The sequence below is a fragment of the Flavobacterium hungaricum genome (assembly GCF_015182285.1).
GTDB classification, from domain to species: domain Bacteria; phylum Bacteroidota; class Bacteroidia; order Flavobacteriales; family Flavobacteriaceae; genus Flavobacterium; species Flavobacterium hungaricum.
This window is the reverse complement of the sequence record NZ_PRDM01000001.1, coordinates 787275-805703: the sequence shown is the minus strand read 5'-3', so window position 1 is coordinate 805703 and position 18429 is coordinate 787275. Positions and strand designations below refer to the sequence as shown.

The window sequence follows — 18429 nt, the reverse complement described above, 5'->3', positions numbered from 1 at the left end:
TTATTGCCTTCGTGGCAAAAAAAAATAAAAACTTTGTGACTTTGTGCCTTCGTGGCAAAACCAACCAAAAATGAAAGAAATAAAACTATTTTGCCCAGCAACTATCGCAAACCTCTCGTGCGGATTTGACGTATTGGGACTTTGCTTAGACAATGCGGGTGATGAAATGATTGTTCGAAAAGTCGATCAAAAAGGAGTTCGAATCACAAAAATTGCGGGTGCCGATTTACCGCTTGAAACTGAGAAAAATGTTTCGGGGGTTGCGGCTTTGGCAATGCTTGAAACTTTGGACGAATTGGATTTTGGATTTGAAATCGAAATTTATAAAAATATTAAAGCCGGAAGCGGTATCGGATCCAGCGCTGCAAGTTCTGCAGGAGCGGTTTTCGGAATTAATGAATTACTCGGAAGACCGTATTCTCGTAAAGATCTGGTTCAGTTTGCCATGCAGGGCGAGAAATTAGCCAGCGGCAACGCGCATGCCGACAACGTTGCTCCTGCCCTTTTAGGCGGTTTTACTTTGGTAAGAAGTTATGCGCCGCTTGATATTATCAGAATTGACAGTCCCGAAGAACTATACGCAACAGTAGTTCATCCGCAAATTGAATTAAAAACATCTGATGCGCGTTCGGTTTTAAAACAAAACGTTTCGCTGAAAAGCGCCATTATGCAATGGGGAAATGTGGGCGGATTAATCGCAGGTTTATACACAAAAGATTACGATTTGATTGGAAGATCACTTCACGACGAAATCGTTGAACCTTTACGAAGTGTTTTAATTCCAGGTTTCGATCAAATCAAACAAACGGCTCTTGAAAACGGTGCTTTGGGTTCTGGAATTTCAGGTTCTGGTCCGTCGATTTTTGCTTTAAGCAGAGGAAAAAATACCGCCGACCAAATCGCAAAAGCCATGAGCGAGGTTTACGAAAAAATGAATTTACCTTATGAGATTCACGTTTCAAAAATCAATCCGGATGGAGTTCGTATTTTGTAAAATGTGTGATGTGAAATGTGAAATGTATTAAGTAAAAAGATTTAAGTATTAGGACAACTTTTGTCAGGCTGAGCGATCCCGAGGCTTCGGGAGAGAAATGACAAAACTATGTGGATTTACTTTATGTCTATACGTTGCGGGGCTTCGACTCCGCTCAGCCTGACAAAAGCAATACATAATTGAAAACATAATTATTGGAATTTGGAATTTTAAAAATTTGGAATTTGTTTCCATTTCTAAAATCTAAAATCTAAAATCTAAAATAAAAAATGAAATACTACAGTTTAAACCATAATGCCCCAAAAGTTTCTTTCCAAGAAGCTGTAATACAAGGATTAGCGAGTGACAAAGGATTGTATTTTCCAGAAAATATTACCCCTCTTGATCCTTCGTTTTTTGATGAAATCGAAAGTTTAAGCCACGAACATATTGCTTATGAAGCGATCAAACAATTTGTGGGCGATGAAATCCCAGCAGAAAAATTAAAAGAAATCATTGCTGAAACTTTGGTTTTTGATTTTCCGGTTGTGAAAGTCGAAGACGGAATTTATTCGTTAGAATTATTCCACGGACCGACAATGGCGTTTAAAGACGTTGGAGCACGTTTTATGTCACGTTGTCTGGGTTATTTTAATAAAGACAAAAAAGATGCTAAAAACACCGTTTTAGTAGCGACTTCGGGCGATACAGGCGGAGCCGTTGCCAGCGGATTTCTGGGCGTTGACGGCGTAGATGTTGTCATTTTATATCCGTCTGGGAAAGTGAGCGATATTCAGGAAAAACAATTGACGACTTTAGGACAAAACATTAAAGCACTTGAAGTGGATGGTGTTTTTGATGATTGCCAGGATATGGTAAAAAAAGCGTTTTTAGACGAGACTTTAGCGCATAAAAACCTGACTTCGGCTAATTCTATAAATATTGCGCGCTGGTTACCGCAGATGTTTTATTTTTTCTTTGCTTACAAAGCATTGAAAAGCCAAAACAAACCATTGGTTTTCTCTTGCCCAAGTGGTAACTTCGGAAATATCTGCGCCGGAATTATGGCAAAGAAATTAGGATTGCCAATTGAACATTTTGTTGCTTCTACAAACGTAAACGATACGGTGCCAAGATTCTTAGAAAACGGAAAATACGATCCTAAACCTTCTAAAGCGACAATCTCTAACGCCATGGACGTTGGAAACCCAAGTAACTTTATTAGAATTCAAGAATTGTACAATAATGATTTAAAAGCTTTCGAAAAAGATTTCTCTTCTTATAGTTATACCGACGAAGAAACACTTGAAGCTCTAAAGAAAATTTACAAAACAGACGGCTATATCGCCGAACCGCACGGTGCTGTTGGTTATTTAGGTTTGAAAAAAGAACTTGAAAAATACCCGAATGCCATTGGTATTTTCTTAGAAACGGCTCACCCAATTAAATTCTTAGATGTGGTTGAACCGGCGCTAGGAATTACGCTTCCGATTCCTGCTCAAATTGAAAGTGTTATTAATGAAGAGAAAGTTAGTGTAAAGATTGGAACTTATGAGGAGTTGAAGGATTTTTTAGGGTAAAAAACATATAATTAAATGAGAAAAGCGAGTAAAAATATTTTTGCTCGCTTTTTTATTGCATTACAATTAATTATTTTGAATTAATAAATAAAGATATCAAGTACGGAAATCTGTAAAAATTGGCAAGAAAAAATACATATATTTGAAAAACAAGAAAACGAAATAAAGCTTTGCTTATCTACCCGAATTTATATGCATATCTGAAGATTTGTTTCTATAAATGAGCTAACAGCAATAAATCAATATTCTGCAAAACAATAAATATATGGAAAATAATGAAATAGATTTGAATTATATGAATACGGGAAGTGTTGACAAAACATATTTTGCTAGATCATTTGAAGATAAATTCACAGGGCAAACTGAGAGATTTGCATTCAAAATTTTAGACGATAATCAAACTGAATTTATTCTACGAAAAGAAGCTATAATAGGCACTTCTTTTCTCGGGAAAAGAGCATTAAAAGCATTATTTTACGAAGATAGTAGAAATATAAAAAAACTTTTTCTTCAACAATTCGACGCAGTTCAGTTACCTGTAAAAAATTTGTCTAAACAAGCATCGTTCACTGAAGATGAAATAGAAAGACTATATTTATTTCTGAAAAGCATTAAAGAAGTCGAATTTCCAAACAATCAAACCTATAATATAAAGGATGATGATTTACGTAAAATGCTTTTGGATGATAAGCAAGCAAAAAAATTGATTTTAGAAAATCTTCCTCAATTACAAGAAGCACTTAAGAATAATATAACTACGAGAGACATTATTAACTATGGTTATAGGAAAGCTCAACTCGAAATATTTAAAAAATTGCTCTATGAAGACGGCTTTTTCAATAATCATAAACAAGCCTTAATTATCGAGGGAGAACTATCATCAAAAGCTAAAGACGAAGATTTATGGCAATCATTTTTCGAAAAAAACACTTGGATTTTAGGTTATGGCTTAGAATATCTCTTTAATACCGAATTAGATGATAAAAAATTAGAACAAATAACTAGTGGTGCTAATTTTAATGAAAGCGGAAAACGAATTGACGGTTTATTAAAATCTCAAGGTGCAATAAATTCCCTTTGCTTTTGTGAATTAAAGCTTAGTTCACATAGTCTTTTAAAACAAGTTAAGAATTCTTATCGTCCAGAATCTTGGCAAATTTCAGATTCTTTATCTGGTGCAATTGCTCAAGTTCAAAGAACAATTCAAAAGGCAATTTTTGACATGAAAACTAAAATTGAAATTGTAGATAAGCAAGGTGATTTGACAGGAGAAGAACTTTATTTATACAATCCAAAAGGATTTATATTGATAGGTAATCAAAATGAATTTATTACTGAAGGCAGAATAAATCAAATAAAATACTCGTCATTTGAAATGTTTAGAAAAAATTTAAAAAATATTGAAATTCTAACATTCGACGAATTATATCAGAGAGCAAAATATATTTGTGAAAAATAATCCCCATGCTAGCGCGAGCGTCCCGCTCGTGAACACAAAGAACATCAAAACCAATTGAAACTGGCACGAGCGAGATACTCGCGCTAGCAAAGAGGAATTAGCTTCTAGCCAAAAAATAGAATAAACAGAAACAAATTCTCAATTAATGAATAAATATATTTTAATTCCACTACTTTCAATCTTGATTAGTTGCAAATCCGAATCAATCTTGACTGGTAGAAAATACCAAACCGATTCCGTAAATGAAAGTATATATACATTTGATATGAAAAGTCATAGCTATTCTAAGAAAATGGTCAGTGGAACAATTGGAAAAGGAAAATTCAAAACTTTCGTGTTAAGCTCCGAAAAAATTTTAATTGTTTGCAACGATATAATTTGGAAAAAAAATAGTGGTGATATTAAAGAAATGAATAAAACTGGTGATTCGATTGTTGTAGGGGTGTTTGATGGATATAAAAATCTAGGATCGACAATTTTTGAAATAACTTTAAAAGAAAAAATACTATCATTTCGAAAAACGTATGTAAACCAATTACAACAAACCGAAAGTGAAGGAACTTTAATTAAAAAATAAATCCGAGCGTACTTCTCGTTAACACAAAAAAAGAGACCTTACTAAGATCCCCCGCTAGCGCGAGCGTCCCGCTCGTGAACGTAAAGAATATCAAAAACCAATTGGAACGTGCACGAGCGAGACGCTCGCGCTAGCAACAAAAAGTCAAATAACAAAAAAGAGACCTTTCACAAAAGGTCTCTTCTTAATTTAATATATCTTCAAAAAGATTATTTCCCGTTTAATAATTTCTCTAAATATTCCCCCGCTAGCGCGAGCGTCCCGCTCGTGAACGTAAAGAATATCAAAAACCAATTGGAACGTGCACGAGCGAGACGCTCGCGCTAGCAACAGAAAGTCAAATAACAAAAAAGAGACCTCATCAAAGGTCTCTTTTTCAATTTAATATATCTTAAAAAACATTTATTTCCCGTTCAATAATTTCTCCAAATACTCAACTTTATCTTTTTCAGCCTGTACCAAACGTTCGTAAAGTTCAACAACTTTATCTAAAGGATTAAAAGTACAATTGTAATTAAATCCTGCGTTAACAATACCATTATCGTGATAAGTATTACCAATGATATTTAAAACCGCTTCTTCTGAAAAGTTTTTAATTGCCTCAACAGAAACCCCTAGAGCTTTTGCTATTTCAATTAGTTTTTGTTCGTCTACCGTTTCGCTGTTTTCAATAAGAGAAATTGCCTGCTGGTTTGTGCCCAAAGCCTGTGCCAGTGCTTCCTGTTTCATATCTTTAAGCTCTCTGATACGGCTTATATTTCTGCCGATATGTTTTGGTTTTATTGCTGTACTCATAATTCAAAGATATTTAAAATTCTTAAACGAAAATAAATTTCGGTAAAAAACAAACCTGTTTTTGTAAGATACAATTTGCAAATCGTACCCAAAGAGCTGTTTCCCAATCTTTGTGTCCCATAAATCTAAAAATTATTTCGTCTCTAGCAAGGCTCTAAACTCAAGAACAGAAAAAAGTCGTGTCAGGAGGTCAAAAAGAAGGAACAATTACGTTAGCAAATCATTAAAATAAGTACTTTTATTTTCTATAAAAATTTTAAGCACAATACGTGATTTCATGCCTATGAATGACTCTGCTCTCTTAGTTGTATTTTTTCTTTTTTTACTGCTTACCATTTTACCAGCTTTAATAACTGTAAAACTTTTTCAGTATTGGAAAGTCAATATCTTTATAAAACTAATTTTATCAATTGTAATTGCCTCTGTAATAGTTTATCTCATTTTACATCTCTTATACAAAAGTACAGGAAGAGGATTACTTCAATAAAAGCACACACTAAAAGTAACTATCACAAATACTAAGAAACTAAAAACAACATTTAAAATTAAAGTTTAAAACAGTAAAAAACATGAATAAAGCATACTCTTTTGAAAAACTAGAAGTTGTCAAAAATCTAATAAGAATTTCTTCTTGGTTTTTAATTTTAATATTGTTTTTTGCTGTCATTATTACTTTGCTCACCACCGGATTTGCAAGTTATGGCATTAATTATTGTGTCGTCTTTTTATCTCTTTTTATATTATTGGTCAATGCTTTGACCTTGATTGTAATTTCAATTTTATATAAAGTAAAGAATCAGGAAATAATTCACAACATACAAAAAGAGTTGATCTTGTTTCTGGCTTCTTTGGCTGGTTTACTGCTTTTAAGCGCTGTAATCCATTTAAAATATTAGAAAAATTATTTTATTAGTCTGTAATAACATAGTTTATGCTATTAATTGCCTCCTGCTTTAGCTGGAGGTCACTTAAAGCAAAGTCAATCGGCTTTAGCCAAATTAATTTCGGCTAAAGCCATTTATCATATTCTTATTTTTTCCTCCAGCTAAAGCAGGAGGCAATTCAGATCATTACTATAATCATAATCTTTATTTCTTAGTTCCCAGCAAATACAAAATCTTAGTTGGTCCCGATTTTACTTTTCCAATTTCCCAATTAAAATTTTCTTTATTATTTAAATTAGAAACCAAGGCATTCATTTCGTCAACAGAATAGGTTCTTAAAGACGAAACTACGCCATCCCACAAAATCAAAATCGGCACAATCGGAATAAGATACGTAAAGATAATTCTGCCAATATGAAACGGTCTGATAAACGGAGTTGTGAGTAAAACAGTAATCGGCGAAAAGATCATCGCCATAATACTTTGCAAGGTTCTTTCCTGTCCTTCAAAAATTGCAATCGAACTGTTACTGTCAACCGCATTCTGCAGGATTTGCTGTGCGTCTTGGGGTTTAAAATGATGCAGGGACAAAAATTGTGTCCGGAGTCCGTTTAGGTTTTCGGGAACGTTTCGGGCATCTATTGGTGTTCTTATAAAATCAAAATTATCAATTTGCTTTTGGGTATGTTCGAACGCAGGAATGTTAGGGAAATAGTCGGTCAGGAGAATTTTAAGGTCTGGAATTTTTTTTCTCAATTCTTTATTGATCCAGATTAAGCCGCCGCCGCCGCCAGAACCTAAATCGATTATCTGATTGGTGTTTGTTTCTTTTAAACCTTTTTCTAAAACCGGTAGTATTCCTTTGTACATAGGAGTTTTATTCGATAGAAACTGCAAAAAGTCGGTCATGTAATTTCTAATAAATTTGGGAAGCCATTGCTGGTCTTCAAACTCGAATAAATGTATTCTGCTCATTATTTTTTTAATTTGGGTTGAACAAATTACAATATTTTTCTTTAGTTTTTGATTAAAATAAAATTAGAATGAATTGAAATTTGGTTATAGACAAGTATTTCGATCTAATAGTTGATTATGTCAAAATATTCTAAAGATTCGGATAAAGCCATTTCAATATTGTAATTTTGTTTTCCAGATAAAGTTAGAGTAAATTCATACATTTACTGCACTTTTAAAGGAAAATAATTTCAAAATTCTTTTATAAATACATGATTACAAAAACCTCAATAGAAGATATTCCTGCATTAGTTATTTTAATAAACTCGGCTTACAGAGGCGAAACTTCTAAAAAAGGCTGGACAACCGAAGCACATTTACTCGAAGGAAAAAGAACAAATGAAGAGGAACTGACGGAAATTTTCTCGGATCCGAAAAATACATTTCTAAAATTTACCGAAAATGAAAAAATAATCGGTTCGGTTTTATTGTCCGAAAAAGAAAATCAATTGTATCTCGGAATGTTGACGGTTTCTCCTGAACTTCAAAATGGCGGTATCGGCAAAAAACTTTTGGCAGCAGCCGAAAATCATGCAAAATCTTTAGGATTGTCTTCGATTATTATGACTGTTATCTCGGTTCGTGAAGAACTTGTCGCCTGGTACAAACGTCATGGGTATGCAGATACGGGCAAACGTGAAGCCTTTCCTCAAAGCGAAATTCATGTAACGGTTTCTGATGAACCTTTGGAATTTATATATTTAGAGAAAAAGCTTTAATTTTTTTCAAACCGCAAAGTGCGCTAAGGTTTCGCAATCCCGAAGCCTCGCGGCGCAAAGTTTTTTTTAGACAGTTCCTTCATAGTTTCCATACCGTTTGTCATCCTTGTATAAAAAAACAAAAGACGCACAATTGTGCGCCTTTTCAGAAACCTTTGTCACTTTGCAACTCTGCAACTCTGCAACAGCTTTGCCGCTTAAAAAAAACTAAGAAACCCTTCGTTTAATCTTCGACAAAAACTCATGCGAGACGCCGAGGTACGATGATAAATTTTTGTTGTTTATCGAACTCATCTTTTGCGGATAGCGTTCTTTAAATTCTAAATAACGTTGTTTGGAAGTTTTGTTGAGAACGTCCAGAAGTCTTTGCTGTATGGCGACATTGGCGCTTTCGATCATCAAGACATGAAACTGCATCAGCTTGGGAACTTCTGCAAATAACTGCGCTTTTTTAATTTTGTTGATGACTAAAATTTCGCTGTCTTCAATCGCTTTGATGTTGTAAGTTGTGGGTTTTTGATGGTAAAAACTTTCAAGATCACACATCCATTCGTTTTCAAACGAAAAAAAAATTACGGTTTCGGTGCCGTTTTCGTTTAAGATGTAGGTTTTAAACGAGCCTTTCAAAATAAATCCCTCATAACTGTTGTTGGAATCCTGAATCTGCAGAAACTCATTCTTTTTGAGTTTAACGCGTTCTGCTTTTGAGACAATAACATTCCATTCTTCATCGCTGAGCGGAATTTTCCTTTCGATGTTCTTACGTAGTAGGTTGTACATAATTGTGGTTTTTGTTTGTGGAATACTTTTTATCGTTACACTGTTTGTAGGGGCATACATTATGTAATCGATTACGTAAAAGTACGGTATTTATCTTTTTTTTGTAAACTAACAAGTGTTAAAAATATTGTTTCCCGTAGAAATATTTGCAAAAGTTTGAACTTGTTCAATTTTTTTCCTACAAATTATCAAGAGTTTTGTGCCGTTAAACATTTATAAATAACCAAACTTATTAGTAATGAACTTAAACACAAAAATCGCAATGTGCCTAATGGCACTAACTTTGGGCTTTACGTCATGTAATACCGAAGAATTTGCTTCTGAACAAAATGCTCAAAGTACAGTTACCGAAACTGAGACAACTCCATCTAGCGGCAGTACTGCTAAAATTGGAAATTGTGCCGAGGTTCCGGGCTGGGCTTCTCAAAACGGAGGTACTACTGGAGGAGGTTCTGCTGCAGAAACTACTGTTACCACTTATGCACAGCTAAAATCGGCTATCGAGAACAGTGCTGTAAAAGTGATCAAAGTTTCTGGAACCATCACAGTTACAACGAGATTATCATTTCAGGATCAAACTGGAAAAACAATTTACGGAGCAAATGGTGCTAAACTGGTTTCTACAAACCAAACTAAAGATGCTTCTGGAATTATCAACATCAAAAGATGTAAAAACATCATTATTAGAAACTTAATTTTTGAAGGTCCAGGTGCTTACGATACTGATGGATGGGATAACGCAATTCTAGACGAGTGTACAAATGTTTGGGTTGACCATTGCGAATTTAGAGATGGTGTTGACGGAAACTTTGATATCAAAAACAAATCAGATTATATTTCGGTTACGTATTCTAAATTCCATTACTTAAAACCACCAAAAGCAGGAGGTTCAGGAGGATCAGACGACCACAGATATTCTAATTTAATTGGTTCTAGCGACGGTGCTACAGGCGACCGCGGCAAACTTAGAATCACTTTTGCTAGATGCTGGTGGGCTCCAGGCTGTAAAGAAAGAATGCCAAGAGTTCGTTTTGGAAAAGTACATTTGGTAAACAATTTCTTTAACAGTACTGTAAGCAACAAATGTGTTGCAGCAGGTTTTGAAGCTAGTATTCGCGTAGAAAGCAATGTTTTTGAAGGTGTAAAAACTCCAATCGATTTAATGACTGGTTTTACTGCCGTAACAGCAACAGACAACGTTTTTACTAATACAACAGGAAATCAAGCAGGAAGCGGTACTGCATTTACACCGCCATATTCTATTGTAAAATTGAATAAAACTGCTGTTAAAGCTGATATCTCTGCAAATGCAGGAGCAACTTTAGGCGGAAATGTTTGTGGTTCTTTTTAATAAGACTACAATAAAAAACTGAGTTAGTTAGTTTTAGTTTTTAAAGCCATGCATTATTTTGTATAATGTGTGGCTTTATTTTTTTTGTTTTTTTTTGCCACGAAGGCGCTAAGGCATTAAGTTTTTTTTCTCGCATTCCCGAGAGCTATTGGCAGTGAAAAATGAAAAGATTTTTCACGCAGATTTAAAAAGATCTAAGCAGATTTAAAATAATTATTACTAAATTAAATCTGCCTGAATCTGCATAATCTGCGTGAAATTTTCAAATATTAGTTTGGACGCACTGCAGTGCTTCTCTACATAAAAACCTCTCTCCTTCGTGTTTTTTTTTAGTTTTTTTTTCATGAAGGCGCTAAGGCATTAAGTTCTTTTATCCATAACACCGATAACTATTGGCAGCGAAAATGAAAAGATTTTTCACGCAGATTTAAAAAGATCTAAGCAGATTTAAAATAATTATTATAAAATTAAATCTGCCTGAATCTGCACAATCTGCGTGAAATTTTCAAATATAAGGTTAGACGCACTGCAGTGCGCCTCTACAGAAAAACCTTTGTTACTTTGAACCTCTGCCCCTCTGAACCTCCCTAAAGAACCAACTCTTCAAACAGCCTCTGGATTGTCTTTTCTAAATCCTGACACAAACCTGGATGCGGTCTTGAGGTTTGTATTGCCGAACTTCTAATGGCTGTTAACCATCTAAAACGTTCTGGAATTTCAAATTCGGCAATCGGGCCGCCGTCTTTGGCTCCATTCGTAATTTTTTCTAATGAAGTTAAATTGCATTCTAGCTGCTCGATATCAAAATCGGCAGAAAGATTTTGTATTCTTTCTTTATTTAGATGAAAAAGAACCTTTATGAATTTGGCTTTTTTACAAAACAAAATGATTCCGATATTCAGGAATTCTTCGCGCTCTACCCTTGGCACAACACGAATCACAGCATACTCGTATAAGTGACTATCTTGCATTTTGAGCCTGATTTACAAAGATTTCTGAATTCTCTAATCGTGTCTTTAAAAACTGCAGGTACACATTTCGAAGCCCTTCTGGGGTTTCGTCTGCGTCTTCCCACTGCAGCCAGTCTAACGGAATGGTATTTACAATTTCCTCCAAAATTTCCGGCGTCAAAATCGCTTTAAACTCTGTATCAACTTCTTTTAAAAGTGAGGCCTGAGGCAGTAAGACATGGTCTTTAATCAACGCAAACGGACTTTTGGCGTGCTGTTCCCAATTGTTCCAGGAATGATGAAAATACAAACAAGCTCCGTGATCGATAAGCCACAATTCTTTATGCCAAATGAGCATATTGGTATTTTTAAACGTTCGGTCTACATTGGTGATGTATGCATCTAACCAAACAATTTGTGAGGCTAATTTGGCATCTACAGTGGTTACAACAGGATCAAAAGTGATGGCTCCTGATAAAAAATGCAGTGCCAGATTTAATCCCTGACTTCCTTGCAGCAAATCCTGAATTTCTTCATCGGCTTCGGTTCTTCCGAAAGCTTCGTCTAGGTTTGCGAATACTAATTCTGGTAATTGCAGTTTTAAGGCTTTCGCGATTTGTCCGCCTACTAATTCCGCAATTAAGGCTTTTACACCGTGTCCGGCACCTCTAAATTTTAAAACGTATTTAAAATCGTCGTCGGCTTCTGCTAAAGCCGGCAGAGAACCGCCTTCGCGTAATGGGGTTATATAACGAGTAACGTTTACCGTTCTGAGATCGAAGTTGTTTTTCATTTTTTTAAAGATTCAAAGATGCTAAGGAACTGAGTTGCTAAGTTTCTAATCTTTGACATTACAAACTTACGTTTTTTTTGATTTTAGATTGAGAAGGTGGATTTTAGATTTTTTCTTATTTTGTGTCATCCTGAGCGAAGTCGAAGGAGCGCAAGTGGCTCGACAAAGATTGGTGTAATTCTTTATGGTTACTTTACATAGCTTCTCGTGCCTCTTCGACTTCGCTCAGGGTGACAAACGTTCAATAAAATTATCTAATTATCAAATTGCCGCATTTTCTAATTCTAAAAAAGCCTTTCCTAAATACTTAATAATGGTCGAAGCGGTAAAAGACTCGTAACCTGTTTTGGGCAAAGCTAAATCTGCTGTTAAACCGTGGAGGAAAACGCCTAGTTTTGAGGCGTATTTGGGTTCGTAACCTTGTGTCAGCAGACTGGTCAGGATTCCGGTTAAGACGTCGCCGCTTCCTGCGGTGGCGAGGGCTGCGTTTCCGGTGGTGTTTTCGTAGACCGAAGTTCTGTTTATAATAAATGTCGGCGCGCCTTTCATGATGACAATGACTTTGTACTTTTCTGAAAAAGCAATTGTTTTTTGAAATTTTTCGGATTCCGAATTCCATTTGCCGATTAAACGCTCTAATTCTTTTGGATGAGGTGTTAGAATGGTGTCTTCTGGAACTAATTCTAACCAAGATAAATTTTCAGAAATATTATTTAAAGCATCTGCATCGAGGACTAAAGGCGCTTTATTAATTCTTAAAAACTCAAATAATGCTTTTTGTGTGCCAAGCTCCTTTCCTATTCCGGGTCCGATTCCTATGGCTTGGGGAATTAATGGTAAGTGAATATGCGTGATAAAATTTGTATTTTCATCGGTAACGGTCATTACTTCGGGAATGGAGATTTGCAGGATTTGATAACCGCATTTTGGAATAAAGGTTGTTACGAGTCCACATCCTGATTTTAAACAGGATTTTGACGCCAGAACGGCCGCTCCTACTTTGCCGTAACTTCCGGCAATAATCACAGCATGGCCTTGGGTTCCTTTGTGTGCTTTGGAATCTACAGGTTTGTATAGTTTTAGAATTTCTTCTTTGGTGATTAAAAATGGATCTTTCATTTGGGCTTATTTTGGATCAATTTGATGTTTTTTTATGACGCGGATTAAACGGATTTACTTCGTAAAAAAGCGGATAAAAAACGGATTTTTTAATTTGCTGTTTCTGCACTTTTTACTTTAAATGAATACGGATATAAAATCAGGTTATTAAGTTACATAAAATTTGAATGCACGAATGTTTCTTTTGAACGTAAATTCCTAGCCCTGATAGGAGCGGTATCCTTTTTGTTTTTCCTTTAAAAACAAAAAGATATAGCGGATAGCAGGAAATAGCTCCTAATCATTGCGAAATTTATAATTTAAGGCATTCAAATTAGATATTTTTTGAATAGATTTGCAAAACAATTTTATAAAACAACACAATGAAAAATACTGCGCTTACGCACATACATGAAGGTTTAGGGGCTAAAATGCTTCCTTTTGCTGGTTATAACATGCCGATTACTTATGAAGGGGTTAATGCTGAACATGAAACGGTTCGTAATGGTGTGGGAGTTTTTGATGTTTCGCATATGGGTGAATTTTTGCTGACGGGTCCAAATGCTTTGGCTTTGATTCAGAAAGTGACTTCGAATGATGCGTCTACTTTGACAATTGGAAGAGCGCAATATTCTTGTCTTCCTAATAACGAAGGCGGCATTGTAGATGATTTGATTATTTATAAAATGAAAGAAGAGCAGTATTTACTGGTTGTAAATGCTTCTAATATCGATAAAGACTGGAACTGGATTTCGTCTCACAATGATTTGGGTGTTGAAATGAAGAATCTTTCTGAGGATTATTCTTTATTAGCAATTCAGGGACCTAAAGCGGTTGAGGCTATGCAGGCGCTTACTTCTGTTGATTTGTCTGCTATTGCTTACTACCATTTTGAAGTGGGTGATTTTGCAGGAATCGAACATGTAATTATTTCTGCTACTGGTTATACTGGTTCTGGAGGATTTGAAATTTACTGCAAAAATAACGAAGCAGAACAGGTTTGGAATAAAGTTTTTGAAGCGGGTGCTGCCTACGGAATTAAACCAATTGGTCTTGCTGCAAGAGATACATTACGTCTTGAAATGGGTTTCTGTTTGTACGGTAATGATATTAACGATACTACTTCGCCGCTTGAAGCTGGATTGGGATGGATCACAAAATTTACTAAAGATTTTACCAATTCTGAAGCTCTTAAAAAACAAAAAGAAGCGGGTGTTACTAAAAAATTGGTTGCTTTTGAAATGCAGGAACGTGCAGTGCCAAGACATGATTATGAAATTGTTGATGCGGATGGAAATGTGATCGGAATTGTGACTTCTGGAACGATGTCGCCTTCTATGAATAAAGGTATCGGTTTAGGGTATGTTACGGTTGCTAACAGTGCTGTAGACAGTGATATTTTTATCAGAATTAGAAAAAATGATGTTGCTGCTAAAGTGGTAAAATTACCGTTTTACAAGAAATAAATTCTTTTTGAATTATAATTAAAATGCGTTGCGACGAAAGTTGTAACGCATTTTTTTATGGCCGCGAATTTCACTAATTACACTATTTTTTTGTCGCAGATTGCACAGAGTAAAAATAAAATTCGCGCTAATTCGTGAAATTCGTTGCAAAAAGAATATTAAAAAATCTTTAGGCTGTCGATATTTTAAAGGGATTCGTGTTTTTTGTAAAAAAATTAGTGTAACTTTAATATGAACGTTGATTTTCCACCTATGAAAAAGATTTCACTACTCCTTTTTTTGCTATGTTATACCGTTTCTTTTGGTCAAAGCAGCGCAGCAACTTGTGAGATTTTGAACAAAATAAATGCGCTCATCCAAAGCGAACATCTTAGACCGAAACCTGTCGACGATAGTTTGTCTGTCTTTGTATTTGATAATCTCATCAATGAATTGGATCCGTCCCGCAATATATTTTTTAAAACAGAATATGATGAAATGGCTAAAAAATACCGTTTCAAATTGGATGATTTAATCCTGGAAAATGACTGTAGTTTTTTGACTGATATCAAAGAAAAATACCGCAATGGTCTGATGCGAACAAAAGCCGTTTTGGAGAAAATCCAGACGCAGCCGTTTGATTATACTCAAAAAGATACGATTCGGTTTTACAAAAAGTCGTTTGCTTTTTATCTCAAAAAAGAAGATCTGGAAAGAGTCTGGCTCAAAAAACTTCGTTATCAGGTTTTGGACGAAGTGGCCGATACGAGTAATAATCTGGATTCTTTAAAAGTTAATTTTAAATCAATCGAACTGCCTGTTAAAAAAACTATTGTTTCTAACGAAATATGCAGGATCAGCACTTTATTAGAGAGCAAATCTAAGCTGGAAGAGAAACTTTACAACTTCTTTTGCACGTATTTTGATCCGCACACGGCTTATTTTAGCGATGATTCTAAAACAAGCTTTGTAGCTTCTTTGTCAAAAGAACATTTGTCGCTTGGAATGACTGTGAATTTGAATGATAAAAATGAAATTATTATTGATGAGGTAGATCCGAATGGCCCGGCATATCAGACCGGACAAATCAAAAAAGGCGATCAGATTCTTTCGATCTCAAATCAAAAAGAAACTTTGCAGGTTTCCTGTGCTTCATTAGAATCTATTTCGAGCATGATTTTGTCTGAAACGAATAAACATATTACGCTTACGCTAAAGCGAAATTCAGGCAAGAGCTTTGACGTTTTTATCGAAAAACAAGTGATGAAAGACGAAGAAAATTCGGTTTTCAGTTTTATCATCGGTAAGGATACTAAAATAGGCTATATCAAGATTCCGAGTTTTTATGCCGATCTGGATGGTAACAGTCGTAAAGGCTGTGCAGATGATGTTGCCCGCGAAGTGATCAAACTAGAGCGTGATAATATCAACGGTTTGGTTATTGATTTGGTTGACAATGGAGGCGGATCGATGGAGGAAGCCATTAAAATGGCTGGAATGTTTGTAGATTACGGCCCTATCTCGATCGTGGTTGATAACAAACAGGAAAAATCGGTGATCAATGATCCGTTTAAAGGTGTTATTTATCGAGGTCCGATTGTGGTTTTGGTGAATAGCAATACGGCTTCGGCAAGTGAGTTTTTTGCTTCGATCATGCAGGATTACAACCGCGCTCTGTTATTAGGAAGTACTACATTGGGTAAAGCGACGATGCAGACTATTCTTTCGCTTGACGAGGAAAAAAATACTGATTTCCTTAAAATTACGATCAACAAATTTTATCGTGTTACGGGTAAAAGCCATCAATATGTCGGCGTTAGACCAGACGTAGTTTTACCTGAATTTTATGAGGATATTTACCAAAAAGAAAGCGATTTCCCAACAGCGGTAAAAAATGACAGCCTTACTCCTTTCTTAAAATATAGAACGTATGTAAAAAGAAGCATTATTGATAAAATTGCCAAAAACAGTTCGGCACGACTTTCTGATAATTACTTTTTTAACAACATAAAAAAAATCAATCAAAAAATTGATCAGATTGTAAATACTCCAAAAGCAGAGATTCCGATGACTTTAGAAGCGATTTTTAATCAAAATAAATCATTAACGGCACTGTGGACAGAGATCAACACTTTTAACGATGAAAATAATCCGCTGGATGTTTACAATTCTTCTGTAAATCAGTTTTTACTGGGAACTTATCCGACAGACAAGACCATTAATCAATATCAAATGGAAAACCTTCGAACTAATCCGTACTTAAATGAAGCGGTAAATATTATTAATGAATTTAATGGAGGGAGTAAGTAGTTTTGTTTCGGGTTTATGGTTTATGGTTTATGGTTTATGGTTTATGGTTTCAGGTTTCATGTTTCAAGTTTAACCGCAAAGTGCGCAAAGATTTACGCAAAGTACACAAAGATTTTTTTACAATAATTTTACAATAAAAAGAGGTCGCAAGGCTATGTATAATCTTTGCGAACCTTGTGGTTAAATTCAACACCAGAAGCAGGACTTGAACCGTGAAACCTGAAACTGGAAACTTCAACACCAAAACATTCCATAAAAAAGAGTTGTTTTGTTTTTGGAAAAATAAGGAATAACCGTATTTTTGCATCACAAAACTTAAAATTAGAAATGGGAAGAGCATTCGAATTTAGAAAAGGAAGAAAAATGAAACGCTGGTCTGCAATGGCCAAAACCTTTACTAGAATTGGTAAAGATATTGTAATGGCTGTTAAAGAAGGCGGGCCAAACCCAGATGCCAATTCTAGATTAAGAGCTGTTATACAAAATGCGAAAGCGGCCAACATGCCTAAAGACAATGTGGAGCGCGCGATTAAAAATGCCAGCAACAAAGATACTGCTAACTATAAAGAAATTCTTTTTGAAGGATATGCGCCTCACGGTATTGCAATCTTGATCGAAACTGCTTCTGATAATAATAATAGAACGGTGGCAAATATTAGAAGTTATTTTAATAAATGCAACGGAACTATGGGAACTCAGGGTTCTGTAGAGTTTATGTTTGACCATACTTGTAACTTTAGAATTGCAAACAACGGACTTGATGCTGAGGAACTGGAATTAGAATTAATTGATTTTGGTGCTGAGGAAGTTTTTGAAGACGAAGACGGAATCTTAATCTATGCTCCTTTTGGAAGTTTTGGTGCTTTGCAAAAAGAACTTGAACACAGAGGTCTTGAAATTTTATCTTCTGGTTTTGAACGTATTCCGCAGATCACAAAAGAATTAACCGAAGCTCAAATTGCTGACGTTGAAAAATTGATCGAAAAAATTGAAGAAGATGATGACGTTATGAACGTTTATCATACAATGAAAGAAGAATAATTTTCTTTCTCTTTATATCATCAAAAAGCTCTGGATTTTCTAGGGCTTTTTTGTTTTGATGAACTTCTGCTTACTTCGAATAAAAAATTATATTTGTTTATAAAACCAATGATAACCAAATCTTTCAAATGAAATTAATAGAAAACTTCTACTGCATTCAAACCGAAGTTTTTGGTAATGGCTCCGAAAATATTTGGAGCGGTGTTGTTTGGATCAAAACGGAATTAACCAGACCTTCTATTCAATTTTTAAATGCCGACGGAAGCATTCGATCGGCAGAAAGAAAAGCGTATAGAAAAAAACTTGTTGTAAATCCGTATGCAGCATCTAACGAATATTTTGATCTCAACGAACTGCAGTTTTTAGCGCATACTTACGATTTTGAAATAAAAGAACACGATGTTCATAAAGGTTATTTTACTAGTCTGTTGACTAATAATTCGCTATACACTGCCTCTGGAACTATCGTTTTGGTTGAAGAAGAAAAGAGACAATATTTATGGATTGAGTTTTCGCGCTGGAAACTGGAATCACAGCCAAGAAGTGCCGGTGAAGATAGTTTGGGCGAGGACACAACTTTTATAAACGGCATATGGGAAAATCCTTTGTTGACAGATGGGATACTTGCAAAAATTAAAAACACAAAAACACTTCAATAAT

17 protein-coding genes are annotated in these 18429 nt (G+C 35.1%); 11 read left to right on the top strand and 6 right to left on the bottom strand.

The features are described from left to right. Positions 1-70 precede the first annotated feature (70 nt). From C4F50_RS03490 to C4F50_RS03475, 4 genes are all read left to right on the top strand, one after another. Positions 71-994 (top strand): homoserine kinase, encoded by a 924-nt coding sequence (locus C4F50_RS03490; RefSeq protein WP_193845034.1) that lies wholly within the window; start codon positions 71-73, stop codon positions 992-994. 269 nt (positions 995-1263) lie between these two features. Then, positions 1264-2553 (top strand): threonine synthase, encoded by a 1290-nt coding sequence (gene thrC, locus C4F50_RS03485; protein WP_193845033.1) that lies wholly within the window; start codon positions 1264-1266, stop codon positions 2551-2553. 265 nt (positions 2554-2818) lie between these two features. After that, positions 2819-4012 carry a Shedu immune nuclease family protein gene (locus tag C4F50_RS03480; protein ID WP_193845032.1) on the top strand — a complete coding sequence of 398 codons (1194 nt, stop codon included), beginning with the start codon at positions 2819-2821 and terminating at the stop codon, positions 4010-4012. 145 nt (positions 4013-4157) lie between these two features. Continuing rightward, entirely contained in the window at positions 4158-4589 is a 432-nt protein-coding gene (locus C4F50_RS03475; protein WP_193845031.1) for a hypothetical protein, read from the top strand. 402 nt (positions 4590-4991) lie between these two features. Here C4F50_RS03475 and C4F50_RS03470 read toward each other — a convergent pair whose 3' ends face one another. Further along, on the bottom strand, positions 4992-5384 hold the full coding sequence (locus tag C4F50_RS03470; protein WP_193845030.1) for a helix-turn-helix domain-containing protein: 393 nt from the start codon (positions 5382-5384) through the stop codon (positions 4992-4994). Positions 5385-5953: 569 nt separating this feature from the next. Here C4F50_RS03470 and C4F50_RS03465 point away from each other — a divergent pair. Further along, positions 5954-6280, top strand: coding sequence for a hypothetical protein (locus C4F50_RS03465; protein ID WP_193845029.1), 327 nt, complete (start codon positions 5954-5956; stop codon positions 6278-6280). A 192-nt stretch (positions 6281-6472) separates the two neighbouring features. Here C4F50_RS03465 and C4F50_RS03460 read toward each other — a convergent pair whose 3' ends face one another. Further along, entirely contained in the window at positions 6473-7243 is a 771-nt protein-coding gene (locus C4F50_RS03460; protein WP_193845028.1) for a hypothetical protein, read from the bottom strand. Between the two features lie 251 nt (positions 7244-7494). On the opposite strand from C4F50_RS03460, the gene C4F50_RS03455 reads away from it, so the two are divergent. Next, positions 7495-8001: a GNAT family N-acetyltransferase gene (locus tag C4F50_RS03455; RefSeq protein ID WP_193845027.1), complete on the top strand. Its 507-nt coding sequence runs from the start codon at positions 7495-7497 to the stop codon at positions 7999-8001. Between the two features lie 207 nt (positions 8002-8208). On the opposite strand, the gene C4F50_RS03450 is transcribed toward C4F50_RS03455, so the two are convergent. Next, positions 8209-8781 carry a Crp/Fnr family transcriptional regulator gene (locus tag C4F50_RS03450; protein ID WP_193845026.1) on the bottom strand — a complete coding sequence of 191 codons (573 nt, stop codon included), beginning with the start codon at positions 8779-8781 and terminating at the stop codon, positions 8209-8211. Between the two features lie 238 nt (positions 8782-9019). Here C4F50_RS03450 and C4F50_RS03445 point away from each other — a divergent pair, with 238 nt between their 5' ends. Next, complete coding sequence (locus tag C4F50_RS03445; RefSeq protein ID WP_193845025.1) at positions 9020-10132, top strand: pectate lyase family protein; 1113 nt, start codon at positions 9020-9022, stop codon at positions 10130-10132. A 587-nt stretch (positions 10133-10719) separates the two neighbouring features. On the opposite strand, the gene C4F50_RS03440 is transcribed toward C4F50_RS03445, so the two are convergent. The 3 genes from C4F50_RS03440 to C4F50_RS03430 form a co-directional block, all read right to left on the bottom strand. Then, the gene (locus tag C4F50_RS03440) at positions 10720-11103 is read right to left on the bottom strand and encodes a DUF3037 domain-containing protein (protein WP_193845024.1); all 384 of its coding nucleotides are present in this window, start codon (positions 11101-11103) and stop codon (positions 10720-10722) included. Further along, entirely contained in the window at positions 11093-11875 is a 783-nt protein-coding gene (locus tag C4F50_RS03435) for a HipA family kinase (RefSeq protein ID WP_193845023.1), read from the bottom strand. Before C4F50_RS03435 ends, C4F50_RS03440 begins: the two co-directional genes overlap by 11 nt. Before the next feature lie 261 nt (positions 11876-12136). Next, on the bottom strand, positions 12137-12994 hold the full coding sequence (locus C4F50_RS03430; protein ID WP_193845022.1) for an NAD(P)H-hydrate dehydratase: 858 nt from the start codon (positions 12992-12994) through the stop codon (positions 12137-12139). Between the two features lie 362 nt (positions 12995-13356). Here C4F50_RS03430 and gcvT point away from each other — a divergent pair, with 362 nt between their 5' ends. The 4 genes from gcvT to C4F50_RS03410 all read left to right on the top strand — a co-directional run bounded on the left by gcvT (position 13357) and on the right by C4F50_RS03410 (position 18428). Further along, the gene (gene gcvT / locus C4F50_RS03425; RefSeq protein ID WP_193845021.1) at positions 13357-14439 is read left to right on the top strand and encodes a glycine cleavage system aminomethyltransferase GcvT; all 1083 of its coding nucleotides are present in this window, start codon (positions 13357-13359) and stop codon (positions 14437-14439) included. 252 nt (positions 14440-14691) lie between these two features. Next, positions 14692-16728 carry a S41 family peptidase gene (locus C4F50_RS03420; protein WP_193845020.1) on the top strand — a complete coding sequence of 679 codons (2037 nt, stop codon included), beginning with the start codon at positions 14692-14694 and terminating at the stop codon, positions 16726-16728. 327 nt (positions 16729-17055) lie between these two features. Further along, entirely contained in the window at positions 17056-17769 is a 714-nt protein-coding gene (locus C4F50_RS03415) for a YebC/PmpR family DNA-binding transcriptional regulator (RefSeq protein WP_193845019.1), read from the top strand. Positions 17770-17897: 128 nt separating this feature from the next. Next, positions 17898-18428, top strand: a complete 531-nt coding sequence (locus C4F50_RS03410) for a hypothetical protein (protein WP_193845018.1) — start codon at positions 17898-17900, stop codon at positions 18426-18428. Position 18429 lies beyond the last annotated feature (1 nt).

Bases quoted from the DNA above. Each gene is read 5' to 3' on its own strand.
- C4F50_RS03490 (WP_193845034.1), top strand. From the start codon at position 71: ATGAAAGAAATAAAACTATTTTGCCCAGCAACTATCGCAAACCTCTCG.
- thrC (WP_193845033.1), top strand. From the start codon at position 1,264: ATGAAATACTACAGTTTAAACCATAATGCCCCAAAAGTTTCTTTCCAA.
- C4F50_RS03480 (WP_193845032.1), top strand. From the start codon at position 2,819: ATGGAAAATAATGAAATAGATTTGAATTATATGAATACGGGAAGTGTT.
- C4F50_RS03475 (WP_193845031.1), top strand. From the start codon at position 4,158: ATGAATAAATATATTTTAATTCCACTACTTTCAATCTTGATTAGTTGC.
- C4F50_RS03470 (WP_193845030.1), bottom strand. From the start codon at position 5,384: ATGAGTACAGCAATAAAACCAAAACATATCGGCAGAAATATAAGCCGT.
- C4F50_RS03465 (WP_193845029.1), top strand. From the start codon at position 5,954: ATGAATAAAGCATACTCTTTTGAAAAACTAGAAGTTGTCAAAAATCTA.
- C4F50_RS03460 (WP_193845028.1), bottom strand. From the start codon at position 7,243: ATGAGCAGAATACATTTATTCGAGTTTGAAGACCAGCAATGGCTTCCC.
- C4F50_RS03455 (WP_193845027.1), top strand. From the start codon at position 7,495: ATGATTACAAAAACCTCAATAGAAGATATTCCTGCATTAGTTATTTTA.
- C4F50_RS03450 (WP_193845026.1), bottom strand. From the start codon at position 8,781: ATGTACAACCTACTACGTAAGAACATCGAAAGGAAAATTCCGCTCAGC.
- C4F50_RS03445 (WP_193845025.1), top strand. From the start codon at position 9,020: ATGAACTTAAACACAAAAATCGCAATGTGCCTAATGGCACTAACTTTG.
- C4F50_RS03440 (WP_193845024.1), bottom strand. From the start codon at position 11,103: ATGCAAGATAGTCACTTATACGAGTATGCTGTGATTCGTGTTGTGCCA.
- C4F50_RS03435 (WP_193845023.1), bottom strand. From the start codon at position 11,875: ATGAAAAACAACTTCGATCTCAGAACGGTAAACGTTACTCGTTATATA.
- C4F50_RS03430 (WP_193845022.1), bottom strand. From the start codon at position 12,994: ATGAAAGATCCATTTTTAATCACCAAAGAAGAAATTCTAAAACTATAC.
- gcvT (WP_193845021.1), top strand. From the start codon at position 13,357: ATGAAAAATACTGCGCTTACGCACATACATGAAGGTTTAGGGGCTAAA.
- C4F50_RS03420 (WP_193845020.1), top strand. From the start codon at position 14,692: ATGAAAAAGATTTCACTACTCCTTTTTTTGCTATGTTATACCGTTTCT.
- C4F50_RS03415 (WP_193845019.1), top strand. From the start codon at position 17,056: ATGGGAAGAGCATTCGAATTTAGAAAAGGAAGAAAAATGAAACGCTGG.
- C4F50_RS03410 (WP_193845018.1), top strand. From the start codon at position 17,898: ATGAAATTAATAGAAAACTTCTACTGCATTCAAACCGAAGTTTTTGGT.